The organism is uncultured Halovibrio sp. (assembly GCF_913056445.1).
Classification (GTDB): domain Bacteria; phylum Pseudomonadota; class Gammaproteobacteria; order Pseudomonadales; family Oleiphilaceae; genus Halospina; species Halospina utahensis_B.
On the sequence record NZ_CAJXMA010000002.1, the window covers coordinates 95,395 to 108,022 of the forward strand.

At 62.8% G+C, this 12,628-nt stretch carries 11 protein-coding genes and 1 pseudogene; 5 read left to right on the top strand and 7 right to left on the bottom strand.

All coding sequences use genetic code 11. The features are described 5' to 3' along the window. Positions 1–2: 2 nt before the first annotated feature. The 7 genes and pseudogenes from cysN to QZ501_RS01430 all read right to left on the bottom strand — a co-directional run bounded on the left by cysN (position 3) and on the right by QZ501_RS01430 (position 7,661). Complete coding sequence (gene cysN, locus QZ501_RS01400; RefSeq protein ID WP_151441111.1) at positions 3–1,667, bottom strand: sulfate adenylyltransferase subunit CysN; 1,665 nt, start codon at positions 1,665–1,667, stop codon at positions 3–5. A 34-nt stretch (positions 1,668–1,701) separates the two neighbouring features. After that, positions 1,702–2,616: pseudogene (cysD, locus tag QZ501_RS01405) on the bottom strand (sulfate adenylyltransferase subunit CysD); the annotation flags it as partial. A gap of 102 nt (positions 2,617–2,718) precedes the next feature. Beyond that, the gene (locus QZ501_RS01410) at positions 2,719–3,138 is read right to left on the bottom strand and encodes a PilZ domain-containing protein (protein ID WP_160897916.1); all 420 of its coding nucleotides are present in this window, start codon (positions 3,136–3,138) and stop codon (positions 2,719–2,721) included. A 111-nt stretch (positions 3,139–3,249) separates the two neighbouring features. Further along, complete coding sequence (gene gatB / locus QZ501_RS01415) at positions 3,250–4,704, bottom strand: Asp-tRNA(Asn)/Glu-tRNA(Gln) amidotransferase subunit GatB (protein ID WP_295716613.1); 1,455 nt, start codon at positions 4,702–4,704, stop codon at positions 3,250–3,252. A gap of 4 nt (positions 4,705–4,708) precedes the next feature. After that, the gene (gatA, locus tag QZ501_RS01420) at positions 4,709–6,163 is read right to left on the bottom strand and encodes an Asp-tRNA(Asn)/Glu-tRNA(Gln) amidotransferase subunit GatA (RefSeq protein WP_160897918.1); all 1,455 of its coding nucleotides are present in this window, start codon (positions 6,161–6,163) and stop codon (positions 4,709–4,711) included. Positions 6,164–6,171: 8 nt separating this feature from the next. Beyond that, positions 6,172–6,459, bottom strand: a complete 288-nt coding sequence (gene gatC / locus QZ501_RS01425) for an Asp-tRNA(Asn)/Glu-tRNA(Gln) amidotransferase subunit GatC (RefSeq protein ID WP_151441116.1) — start codon at positions 6,457–6,459, stop codon at positions 6,172–6,174. Between the two features lie 59 nt (positions 6,460–6,518). Continuing rightward, entirely contained in the window at positions 6,519–7,661 is a 1,143-nt protein-coding gene (locus QZ501_RS01430) for a hypothetical protein (RefSeq protein WP_295716616.1), read from the bottom strand. 292 nt (positions 7,662–7,953) lie between these two features. Between QZ501_RS01430 and QZ501_RS01435 the strand changes: the two genes are divergently transcribed. The 5 genes from QZ501_RS01435 to rng all read left to right on the top strand — a co-directional run bounded on the left by QZ501_RS01435 (position 7,954) and on the right by rng (position 12,528). Then, positions 7,954–8,994 (top strand): rod shape-determining protein, encoded by a 1,041-nt coding sequence (locus QZ501_RS01435; protein ID WP_095618296.1) that lies wholly within the window; start codon positions 7,954–7,956, stop codon positions 8,992–8,994. A 94-nt stretch (positions 8,995–9,088) separates the two neighbouring features. Further along, a complete protein-coding gene (gene mreC / locus QZ501_RS01440) occupies positions 9,089–9,958 on the top strand; it encodes a rod shape-determining protein MreC (protein WP_295716620.1) in 870 nt (289 codons plus the stop codon). A gap of 2 nt (positions 9,959–9,960) precedes the next feature. Further along, the gene (mreD, locus tag QZ501_RS01445; RefSeq protein ID WP_151441119.1) at positions 9,961–10,440 is read left to right on the top strand and encodes a rod shape-determining protein MreD; all 480 of its coding nucleotides are present in this window, start codon (positions 9,961–9,963) and stop codon (positions 10,438–10,440) included. Positions 10,441–10,445: 5 nt separating this feature from the next. After that, positions 10,446–11,060 (top strand): Maf family protein, encoded by a 615-nt coding sequence (locus QZ501_RS01450; protein ID WP_151441120.1) that lies wholly within the window; start codon positions 10,446–10,448, stop codon positions 11,058–11,060. Further along, positions 11,053–12,528 carry a ribonuclease G gene (rng, locus tag QZ501_RS01455; RefSeq protein ID WP_151441121.1) on the top strand — a complete coding sequence of 492 codons (1,476 nt, stop codon included), beginning with the start codon at positions 11,053–11,055 and terminating at the stop codon, positions 12,526–12,528. The genes QZ501_RS01450 and rng overlap by 8 nt, the downstream gene beginning before the upstream one ends. The last annotated feature ends 100 nt before the right edge of the window (positions 12,529–12,628 follow it).

Genomic DNA, 12,628 nt, shown 5'->3' on the forward strand with positions numbered 1-12,628 from the left:
GGTCAGCCCTGCAGCCGCTGTTCCCGACGCAGTGTCTGCAGCAGTTCCTGCACGGCCTTGCTGATGCCGGCGTCATTGTCGGCACTGACACTGTAGTCCGCCGGTGTGCCGCTTATACCGGCCGTGAGCACGATCAGGCCCTGGCTGCGCAGTACATCGGCCATGCTGCCACGGTCTTCCTCGGAGTCCGTATTGGTGTTGTCCAGCACAACGCCGGTCTTGCCCACGTCGAACAGGCTGCGCTGCAGGGCTGTGGCCAGCTTGTCTGCTGCTTCGCCGCCGCAGTCGATCACCAGCGGTTTCTGGTCGAGCCGGCGTTGCCATTCCTCGATAGTGACCGGGTTCATCAGGCCTTCGGCGTCGCTGGCGGTGCTCTTGATCATGCCCGCACCGATGGTGATGTTGGTCAGGCGGTCGATGATGATGAACGCCCCGGTGGAGCCGCAGTTCGGGTAGGGGTCAAAGGCCAGAGGGTGGCTGACGGCGAACTCGCACAGGCCGATCTCGTTCAGGCCCAGCTCGCTGCCTTCCTGCTGTTCCAGGGTATTCACGTCCGTCTTGTAGTGCACCCGGCGCATGGCGCCAGAGGTGTAGCGTGGCCCCTGCTTGATGTCGTACTGGCGGCCCGGTGCCAGCGGCTGGTCAGTCATCCAGACCACGTTGGCGTTGAAGGCGGTGGCCACCTCGGGCATGTTGCCGGCGTGTACCAGCATGTCGCCGCGGCTGACGTCGATCTCGTCCTTCAGGGTCAGGGTAACGGCCTGATCGATATGGGCTTCGTCCTGATCCCCTTCAAAGGTGACGACCCGGTCCACGCGGGTGGAGCGGCCCGAGGGCAGGGCGACCACTTCGTCGTCCGGCTTCACAACGCCACTGGCGATGGTGCCGCAGAAGCCCCGGAAGTCGAGGTTCGGGCGGTTCACGTACTGGACCGGGAAGCGGAAATGCTCGAAGTCCTTGTCGTGGGAGATCGGGACGGTCTCCAGCACCTGCATCATGGGCTTGCCGTCGAACCAGGGCATGTTCTCGCTGGGATAGACGACATTGTCGCCCTCGAGCGCGGAGATGGGCACAAACCGCACGTCTTCCAGGCCGAGGTTGCCGCAGAAGTGCTGGTACTCCTCCCTGATTTCATTGAAGCGCTGCTCGCTGTAGTCGACCAGGTCCATCTTGTTGATGGCGACGACCACGTGCTTGATGCCCAGCAGCGAGGCCAGGAAGGAGTGGCGCTTGGTCTGGGTCAGCACCCCATGACGGGCGTCGATCAGGATGACCGCGAGCTGCGCATTGGAGGCGCCTGTGGCCATGTTGCGCGTGTACTGCTCATGCCCGGGCGTATCGGCCATGATGAACTTGCGCTTGGCGGTGGAGAAGTAGCGGTAGGCCACGTCAATGGTGATGCCCTGTTCCCGCTCGGCCTGCAGGCCATCGACGAGAAGCGACAGGTCCAGTTTCTCGCCGGTGGAGCCCACCTTGGAGCTGTCGGACTCCAGCGCTGCCAGCTGGTCTTCGTAGATCATGCTGGTGTCGTGCAGCAGGCGGCCAATGAGGGTGCTTTTGCCGTCGTCCACGCTGCCGCAGGTCAGCAGCCGCAGAAGTTCCTTCTGTTCGTGCTGCTTGAGGTAGGCGTTGATGTCGGTGCCGATCAGGTCTGACTGATGTGACATTGGATCTTGTCTCCGAAAACCGGGTTGGGCGCGCTTAGAAGTAGCCTTCCTGTTTCTTCTTCTCCATGGAGCCGGCGCTGTCGTGGTCAATGACTCGACCCTGGCGCTCGGAGCTGCGTGTCAGCAGCATCTCCTGGATGATCTCGGGCAGCGAGTCCGCCTCGGACTCGATGGCGCCGGTCAGCGGGTAGCAGCCCAGGGTACGGAAGCGCACGGACTTCATTTCGGGCTCTTCGCCCGGCTCCAGCGGCATGCGGTCGTCGTCGACCATGATCAGGGTGCCGTCGCGCTCGACCACAGGCCGGGGCTTGGAGAAGTACAGCGGCACGATCTCGATGTCCTCAAGATGGATGTACTGCCAGACGTCCAGCTCGGTCCAATTGGACAGCGGGAAGACGCGGATGCTCTCGCCCTTGTTGATCTGGCCGTTGTAGATGTTCCACAGCTCCGGGCGCTGGTTCTTCGGGTCCCAGCGATGGTTCTCGTCCCGGAAGGAGTAGACGCGCTCCTTGGCGCGGGATTTCTCCTCGTCACGGCGGGCCCCGCCAAAGGCGGCATCGAACTTGTACTTCTCCATGGCCTGCTTCAGCGACTGGGTCTTCATCACGTCGGTGTGCTTGGCACTGCCGTGACTGAAGGGGCCGATGCCCTGTTTCACGCCTTCCTCGTTGATGTGGACGATCATGTCGAGATCGTACTTTTCGGCCATGCGATCCCGGAATTCGATCATTTCCCTGAATTTCCAGGTGGTGTCCACGTGCAGCATGGGGAAGGGGATCCGGCCGGGCCAGAAAGCCTTGCGGGCCAGATGGAGCATCACCGAGGAGTCCTTGCCGATGGAGTAGAGCATGACCGGGTTGTCGAACTCGGCCGCTACTTCCCGCATGATGTGGATGCTTTCCGCTTCCAGCTGTTTGAGGTGCGTGAGGTTGTATTGGGTCATCGCGCTCTGTACCGCTGTTGACTCGGAATGGAACCGCTTCTTATAACAAACGGCTTCAACTGAACGAGGAATTATACCAGAGCGTGAGGGTGAGGAAGAAGGGTCCGTTCAGACGCCGGCCGAAAGCTGTTCATTGATGTAGTGATCGAGCATCGGGACTGCGTCTTCCTCGAACTCAGCGAAGGACATGCCTACATGAAAACAGTCGCGGGCAATGCGCCGCACTGTCACCACGTCGCAGCGGGCCCGGATGCAGGTGCTTTCGGATTCGCCTACGGGAATGGTGAACGCCACCTGGACCGGAATGGCCATCTGGGGGGCCACGGGCTCGCCATTGGGAACCAGCTGATCAAGCGTTTCCGGGGTGCACTCGATCTGGAGACCGGCCCGTGACAGATTGTTGATGGGGCAGCGGGGCAGGGCTTCGCCGCCACGCTCGAGGAACGCTTCCAGGTTCACCGGGATGCGATGGTAGTGGCGCAGGTTGGGCCTGCCGGTGAAGCCTGTGGATGACGAGAGTGCTGACATGGGTCAATACCGGTTGACGCGATTTGACTATCAGCGTAGTTGCTGTACACAGACTATACAAATCGCACGCAAGGCACTGATCTGCCGAATTCTGTTACAGAACGTAGCACCCTAATCGCTTGAGGTCAGCTTCTGCTGCAGTATGTCGTTCACCTGGGCCGGGTTGGCCTTACCCTGTGAGGCCTTCATGACCTGGCCGACCAGGGCGTTGAACTTCTTCTTCTGCTTTTTGGCCACTTCCTCGCCAAGATAGTCGTCCACCATGGCCTGGTTGTCCGCCAGCACCTGGTCCACCAGCGCCTCGATCTCACTGCTGTCCGAGACCTGCTTAAGGCCCTGCTTATCGATGATCTCATCCGGGCTGCCTTCGCCGTTCCACAGCGCTTCAAAGACCTGCTTGGCGAGTTTGCCGGAGATGGTGCCGTCCTGAACGCGCAGGATCAGAGTGGCAAGGTCGCTGGCGCCTACCGGGCAGTCCTGGATCTCGACCTCGTTCTGGTTCATCAGTCGGGCCAGTTCGCCCATGATCCAGTTGGCCGCCTGGCGGGCATCACCGCTGCCCCTGGCGACCTGCTCGAAGTAGTCTGCCAGCGCTTGGCTCTGGACCAGGGGCGCGGCTTCGTCCGCGTTCAGCCCATACTCGGTGACGAAGCGGGCCTGCTTGGCGTCCGGCAGCTCCGGCAGGCCGTCGCGGATGGCGTTGATATAGGTATCATCGATCTCCAATGGCAGCAGGTCGGGGTCGGGGAAATAGCGGTAGTCGTTGGCGAATTCCTTGGTGCGCATGGAGCGGGTCTCGTCCCGGTCCGCGTCGTACAGCCGGGTTTCCTGCTGGACTTCACCGCCGTCCTCGATCAGCTCGATCTGGCGCTCCACCTCGGTGTTGATGGCTTTTTCCACGAAACGGAAGGAGTTGACGTTCTTGATCTCGCTGCGGGTGCCGAATTCGGTCTGGCCTTTCGGGCGCACTGAGACGTTGCAGTCGCAGCGCATGGAGCCCTGGGACATGTCGCCGTCGGAGATGCCTAGATAGGTGACGATGGCGTGGATCTTCCGCAGGTAGGCTGCAGCTTCCTCGGCGCTGCGCATGTCCGGTTCGGAGACAATCTCAAGCAGGGGCGTGCCGGCGCGGTTGAGGTCGATACCGGACTGGCCCTGGAAGTCTTCGTGCAGGGATTTGCCCGCATCTTCCTCAAGGTGGGCGTGCTCGATGCCGATGGTGCGCTCACTGCCGTCGGACAGGTTTACGCTGACTTCGCCCTTGCCCACGATGGGGTGGTACATCTGGCTGATCTGGTAGCCCTTGGGCAGGTCGGCGTAGAAGTAGTTCTTGCGGTCAAAGACGGAGCGGTGCGCGATGTTGGCGTTGACGGCCAGGCCGAACTGCACGGCCATGCGCACGGCGCCTTCGTTGAGCACGGGAAGCATGCCGGGCATGGCCAGGTCGACGGCGCTGGCCTGGGCGTTGGGTTCGGCGCCGAAGGCGGTGCTGGCGCCGGAGAAGATCTTGGATTGGGTGGCGAGCTGTACGTGGACTTCCAGCCCGATCACGGTTTCCCATTGCATTGTCTTAAACCCCGTTAGGTGCCACTTGCTGGTGCCAGTCCGTCACCTGCTGGAAGCGGTGGGCGGCATTGAGCATGCGCGCTTCGTCGAAATAGTTGCCGATGATCTGTAGCCCCACTGGCAGGTTGTTCACCATGCCGCCGGGTATGGACATGGCTGGCAGGCCCGCCAGGTTGGAGGCGATGGTGAAAACGTCCTCCAGGTACATGTTGATCGGGTCGTCGGTCTTGTCGCCCTGGGCAAAGGCCGGTGAGGGCGACGTGGGGCCCATGATCAGGTCGACTTCATTGAAGGCGTCGGTGAAATCCTGCTGGATCAGGCGACGGACTTTCTGGGCCTTGAGGTAGTAGGCGTCGAAGAAGCCGGCCGAGAGGGCGTAGGTGCCGACCAGGATGCGGCGTTTGACTTCTTCGCCGAAGCCTTCGGAGCGCGAGCGCAGGTAGAGGTCGTTGAGGTCCTGCGGGTTCTCGCAGCGGTGGCCGTAGCGCACGCCGTCGAAGCGTGAGAGATTGGCGGAGGCTTCCGCGGGCGCGATGACGTAATAGGCAGCTACGGCCAGGTGCGAGTGGGGCAGGCTGATCTCTTTCACCGTGGCACCGAGGTTCTCGTATTCGCGCACGGCGTTGCGGACCTGTTCCGCCATCTCCGGTGACAGCTCATCCGAGAAGTATTCCTTCGGCAGGCCGATGCGCAGGCCGCTCAGGTCGTTGTCCAGGCTGGCGCAGTAGTCCGGCACTTCGCGGTCCAGGCTGGTCGAGTCCTTGGGGTCGAAACCGGCCATGGTGTTGAGCATCAGGGCCGCGTCCCGGGCGTCGCGGGTGAGGGTGCCGGCCTGGTCCAGGCTGGAGGCGAAGGCAATGATGCCGTACCGGGAGATGCGGCCATAGGTGGGCTTGAGACCTGTGAGGCCGCACAGCGCTGCAGGCTGGCGGATGGAGCCGCCGGTGTCGGTGGCGGTGGCGGCGGGCACCAGGCGTGCCGCCACCGCCGCGGCGGAGCCGCCGGAGGAACCACCGGGGACAAGGCCGTCACCCCAGGGGTTGGTCACCGGGCCGAAATAGCTGGTCTCGTTGGACGAGCCCATGGCGAACTCGTCCATATTGGCCTTGCCCACGCAGACCGCGCCGGCGTCGTCCAGCTTCTGGGCCACGGTTGAGTTATAGGGCGGCGCGAAGTTTTCGAGCATGCGCGAGCCGCAGGTGGTGAGCAGGTCCTCGGTGCAGAAGATGTCCTTGTGCGCGAAGGGAATACCGGTCAGAGGGCCTGCCCGACCCTCTGTGCGGGCCTGGTCGGCTGCGCGGGCCTGTTCAAGGGCGCGCTCTTCCGCAACGGTGATGAAGCTGTTGTAGCGTCCGTCGTGGGCCCGGATGCGCTCCAGGGTTTCGCGGGTCAGCGCTTCGCTGGTAGTTTCGCCCGCCTCGAGTGCCCGGGCCAGTTCGGAAAGGGTGCTGGTGTGCATGGCGGCGCTTACTCCACTACCCGCGGTACCAGGTAGAGCCCGTCCTGTGTCTCGGGGGCCACGGCCTGGAACCGTTCGCGCTTGTTGGTTTCGGTTACCTCATCCGGGCGCAGCCGCTGGGTGGCGTCCAGCGGGTGGGCCATGGGGGTGATGCCGTCGGTGTCCGAGGCCTGGAGCTGGTCGACCATGCCGAGGATGTCGCTCAGCTTGCCCTCGAGGGCTTCCTTCTCGGAGTCCTCAAGCCGGATGCGCGCCAGCCAGGCCACCTGTTCGATCTTGTCTCTGGAGATGCTCATGCCGTTTCCTTCCCTTCGGAGCGCGGGATGATAGCAGATGCAACGTTGATCCGAACCCCCTAGAGCGGGATGCGTACGCGCAGGTTGCCGCCACCAAAGGCGGCGCTGTGCAGCTCTACTGTGGGGTTCAGTGTGAGCTGGGCGCCGTTGCCCGGCGACCAGGTGAATGGCAGTGAGACCTTGGCATAGGTGCCGTCATGGTCGGTGCGCCGGCGGTCGATGCCCTGGATGGATTCGCCGTCCACGTGGCTGACGAACAGCTCCGGGGCGAAATGCCAGTCCGCGGATAGCGGGGTTGTCAGGCCCGCGAACACCAGGTGCTCGTCCCGGCTGGAAAGCTGCTGCGCCCCGCCGATCAGGGCGCCCTTTTCGGACAGGCTCAGGAATTCCCCGCCCAGGCGCCATTGGCTGACGGGGTCGCCGCCCAGTGTCAGTGCGATCCGGCTGCGCCAGGCGCGCCTTTCCATGGTTGCTGACCGGTTGCTGGTGGTGGCGCTTTCGTGGCGATTGGTGGCCAGGCCTTCCGCCAGCCAGCGCAGCCGGCTCCGTTCACTGAGGCGGTACTGGATACTGGCGCCACCCTGCAGGGATTCATCCCGGAAGCGACGCTCCAGTGACGGGATTTCCAGTTCCGTTTCCGGTGACGCGCTGATATAGCCGCGCAGGGTGCTGTCGGAGGACGGGTGCCATTCGCCGGCGCTGAACAGGGTGATGGGTTCGCTCAGGTACTGGCCTTCATCCTGTTTGCTGTTGAACAGGTACTCCGGGAGAACCACGGCGAATCGCGCCGCGTTTCCGGCGTCATCCTGCCAGCCCAGTTCCGGCTGGAGGTCGATGCGGGATTTGTCCCCGCGCACATCTGCCATCAGTCGCGCCTGGAAGCCGCCGCCCGGATGCACGCCAATGCCCATAAGGTTGCGGGTGTAGCGCCCGTCAAAGTCCTCGCTCCGCCGGAATCGGTACTGGAAGTCCAGCGTTCCTTCATCGTCGAATTGCCGGGTGACCTTGACGCTGGCATCCAGGAAAAGCTCTCTGGTACGCGTGCTTCCGCCCGTACCTTCAATGTGGTCGCGGGGTACTGGGGCCGCATGGAACTCGGAGGCTCTGGCCGTGAAGCTGTTGCGCTGGATGAAACTTTCGTCATTGTACTGGAAGGTGCGCCCCTGCAGGACGCGCTCCTGGCGGAATGGCTGTGGTTCCATGACCAGGGTGTCACCCCAGAAAGCGGTCGCTGAGCCGGGTACTGCCAGCAACAGCAGGGCAGCGGATCTGATGGTTGGTCCGGTTCGTCGGGCTGCCAGAGGCTGCGACATGACGTCCACTGTTGTTTATGAAACAGGCATTATTCCATTGCTGCCTGGCCGCTCACAATGCCGGTTGTCTTGCCTGAACCCCCCGCCACTGCTAAAGTTCCGGCATCCAAGAGGTTTCGCCACGCAACGGGGAGGGCGAGGCCAGCCATCGAATCCGTAAAGCCAGGTTGAAACAGCACCGATGCTCAAGAAACTCAGAGGCGCGTTCTCCAGCGATCTGTCCATTGATCTGGGGACCGCCAACACGCTCATCTTTGTCCGCGGCCGCGGCATCATCCTGGATGAGCCTTCCGTTGTTGCGGTCAGCACCTCCAACGGGCAGAAGAAAGTCGCTGCCGTGGGCAGTGAGGCCAAGCGCATGCTGGGCCGGACTCCGGGCAACATCAAGGCCATCCGCCCGATGAAAGACGGGGTGATCGCGGATTTCGTGGTCACCGAGAAGATGCTTCAGCACTTCATCCACAAGGTACACGAGAACAGCTTCATTACCCCGAGTCCGCGGGTTCTGGTCTGTGTGCCCAGCAAGAGCACCCAGGTGGAGCGCAAGGCGATCCGCGAATCCGCCCTCGGTGCCGGTGCCCGGGAGGTGTTCCTGATTGAGGAGCCCATGGCGGCCGCGATTGGCGCGGGGCTCCCGGTGGAGGAAGCCAGCGGTTCCATGATTGTGGACATCGGTGGGGGCACCACCGAGATCGCGATCATCTCGCTCAACGGCATCGTCTATGCGGAATCGGTGCGCGTTGGCGGTGACAAGTTCGACGAAGCCATTGTCACCTATGTGCGCCGCAACTACGGGAGCCTGATCGGGGACTCCACTGCCGAGCGCATCAAGCATGAGATCGGCTGTGCCTATGAAGGGCTGGAAGTGCGCGAGATCGATGTGCGCGGGCGTAACCTCGCCGAGGGCGTGCCGCGCCAGTTCACGCTCAACAGCAACGAGATCCTGGAGGCACTGCAGGAGTCGCTGTCGCAGATTGTTCAGACGGTCAAGAGCGCGCTTGAGCAGTCGCCGCCCGAGCTGGCTTCCGATATTGCGGAGCGCGGCATTGTTCTGACCGGTGGCGGTGCGCTTTTGCGTGGCCTCGACAGCCTTCTGAGCGAGGAAACCGGCCTGCCCGTGGTGGTGGCGGAAGATCCGCTGACCTGCGTGGCACGGGGTGGTGGCAAGGCGCTCGAGCGTATCGACAAGAGCGGCGTGACCATGTTTTCCCAGGACGACTGACAGAGTCGCCACCGGTTCCGGTTGAATCGCAAGAAGACCCGCCGCTGCCGTCCCGGCGCCAGCGGCGGCTGTCGTTCTGAACGGGGGACGGTCCATCAACACGCTTTTCACGCAAGGCCCACTCATTGGTCCCAGGCTGCTGCTGGTGGTGCTCCTGTCTGGAGTGCTGGTCGGCGCGGACCTGTATCTGCCCTATGGCGACCGGGTGCGCAGCTGGCTCATGACCGGCCTGACGCCGGTCTACTGGCTGGGGCACGCGCCGGACCGATTCCTTGAGTGGATGGGGGATCTGACGAGCAGCCGCTCCGATCTGCTGCAGGAGAATGAGGCCCTGGCGTCCCGCCTTCTTGTGCTGGAGCGCCGCGCCCAGCGCTACACCGCCCTTGCCGCGGAGAATGCCCGCCTGCGGGAACTCCTGAACGCTTCTGAACAGCTGGATGACAGGGTGCTCGTTGCCGATGTGGTCGGCGTGACACCGGACCCACTGACCCATGAGATCATCCTGAACAAGGGCGAGTCCGATGGGCTGAGCAAAGGTCAGGCCGTGCTCGATGCCCATGGCCTCATGGGGCAGATTGTGCATACCAGTGCCCACGCCTCCCGCGCCATCCTGATTTCCGACAACAGTCATGCGGTTCCCGTGGAGATCAACCGTAATGGGCTGCGTGCGATCATGTTCGGCACAGGGGAGCATGATCGCATGGAACTTGCTCATGTGCCGGATACCGCCGATGTCGAGGTGGGGGATCTGCTGGTCAGCTCCGGGCTGGGCGGACGTTTCCCCCAGGGGTACCCGGTGGCGCGGATCAACAGCATCAAACACGACCCGGGCGAGCCCTTTGCCCGGGTTGAGGCCCGCCCCATGGCCAGGCTCAACAGCAGCAGCCAGGTGCTGGTGGTGTTCAGCGGTGGCTCGGTCAGCGGCGGGGACACGCCATCACCGGCGACTGGGGAGGAGGACTGAGCATGGAGCACCGTTCGGTCAGTTACCCGGTGGCTATCCTGAGTGCTCTTGTTGCCCTGGTTGGCACCATCTCGCTGTTCCCGCAGCAGATCGGGCACTGGCGGCCGGAATGGATCGGGCTGGTTGTGGTCTACTGGGTGCTGCGTGCGCCACAGACCTTCGGCATTGTGCTGGCCTGGTGTCTGGGGTTGCTTGTGGATGTGCTGCGGGCGGATATTCTGGGTATGAATGCGCTGGCCATGGCCCTGATCGCCTTAATGGTGCTGGCCGCCCATCAGCGGCTGAAGCTGTTCCCCCTGGCGCAGCAGTCGCTCGTGGTTTTTCTCATGATCGGCCTGGCGCACATGGTGGTGCATTTCCTGCACCAGTTGCTGGGGCAGGCGGGCGGCGGATTTGACTATCTGCTTCCCGCGGTTACCAGTGGTCTCATATGGCCGGTCTTCCGGGGCTTCTGGGATTTCGTGAATCGTAAGCTGGAGTAAAACGAATGAGCAGCCCAGCCTTCCAGTCACTGGTACTGGCCTCCGCATCACCGCGCCGCCGTGAGCTTCTGGATCAGATCGGGATCCGGCATGAGGTTGCCCCGGTCGATATCGATGAAACGCCCGGCCAGCATGAGGCACCGGATCTGTACGTGCTGCGGATGGCCAGGCAGAAGGCGCTGACCTGTCAGGCGGGGTGGCATGATGCCGGCCGCCTTTTCCTGGGCGCGGATACAGCCGTGGTCATGGACGGCCGCATACTGGGCAAGCCCGCCAATGCCGGGGAAGCCCGGGCCATGCTGGCACGTCTGTCCGGGCGCGAGCACCAGGTGATGAGCGGTGTGGCGCTGACCGGACCCCACGCTGTCCGTGAACGGGTGGTTGCCTCACGGGTACGGCTGCGCCCGCTGTCCAGCGCCGAGATTGATAACTATGTGGCGACAGGCGAACCAATGGACAAGGCCGGAGCCTTCGCGGTCCAGGGGCGAGGGGCAGCGCTGGTCTCGGAGCTGTCCGGCAGCTATACCGCTGTGGTGGGGCTGCCTCTGGAGGCGGTCACAGACCTGCTGCATCAGGTGGATCAGCCCGTGCATCAGTGGTGGGTGACGTCTGATGAGTGAAGAGATCCTGATCAACGTTACCCCCGTCGAGACCCGGGTGGCGCTGGTGGAAAACGGGATGCTCCAGGAAGCCTATGTGGAGCGGACCCGCAACAAGGGCATTGTTGGCAATATCTACAAGGGTAAGGTGGTACGGGTGCTTCCGGGCATGGAGGCAGCCTTTGTGGATATCGGGCTGGAGCGGGCTGCATTCATTCATGCCTCGGATGTGGCCGAACTCGGTGGTGACAGCGACAGCAGCGCGCCACGCACCGTTCCGGACATCCGTTCGCTGCTGCGTGAGGGTCAGTCGATCATCGTGCAGGTGACCAAGGACCCGATTGGCACCAAGGGCGCACGCCTGACCACTCACCTCTCCATCCCGTCGCGCTATCTGGTCTACATGCCGGCCATGTCCCATATTGGGATTTCGCAGCGAATCGAGGATGAAACCGAGAGAAAACGTCTGCGTGATCTGATCCAGTCGGTGGCGCGGGACTATGAGCTGGATGCTGGAGGCTACATTGTCCGTACTGCCGCCGAAAGTGTGGGTGAGGACGATATCCGGCGGGACATGGACTACCTCAACCGCCTGTCCACGTCCATCATGGAAGGCGCCCGTGATGTTCAGGCCCCGGGGGTGATCTACGAGGATCTGCCGCTGTTCATCCGGACGGTGCGGGACCTGGTGCGGGTCCAGACGGAGAAGATCCGTATCGATTCGCGGGAAAGCTGCGAGAAACTGCTGGCGTTCGCGGACCGGTTTGTCGAGCAGCTGCGCGAAATGATCGAGTTCTATCCCGGCGAGCGCCCTCTGTTCGATCTTTACAGTGTCGAGGATGAGATCCAGAAGGCGCTGAGCCGCCATGTTCAGCTCAAATCCGGTGGTCATGCGCTGATTGACCAGACTGAGGCCATGACCACCATCGATGTGAATACCGGCGCCTTTGTCGGTCACCGCAATCTCGAAGAGACCATCTTCAAGACCAACCTGGAGGCGGCCCGCGCCATCAGCCGCCAGCTGCGACTGCGTAACCTCGGCGGCATCATCATTATCGATTTCATCGACATGGCCGACCTGGAGCACCAGCGCCAGGTGCTGCGCATGCTCGAGAAGATGCTGGAGCGGGATCATGCCCGGACCAAGATCACCGGCGTTTCCGAGCTGGGGCTGGTGGAGATGACCCGCAAGCGCACCACCGAGAGCCTGGGGCAGCTGCTGTGCGAACCCTGCCCGGTCTGCAATGGACGAGGCTTTCTCAAGACACCGGAGACGGTCTGCTATGAGATTTTTCGCGAGATCATGCGGGTCAATCGTGCCTACGATGTGGAGGGGCTGCTGGTGATGGCCTCGCAGAGCGTGATCGACCGTCTTCTGGACGAGGATTCGGATAACGTTGCGGACCTCGAGACCTTCATCGGCAAGACCATCAAATTCCAGGTTGAGCTCGTCTACAGCCAGGAGCAGTACGATGTGGTTTTGCTCTAGTGTAACCTGGCTCTGTCCCCGCCCCCGGGGGGCCGATTCATGACAGCGGCTGCATCGGGGGGGGTCCGCCCGATGCTGTGGGCACTGATCAACCGACTGG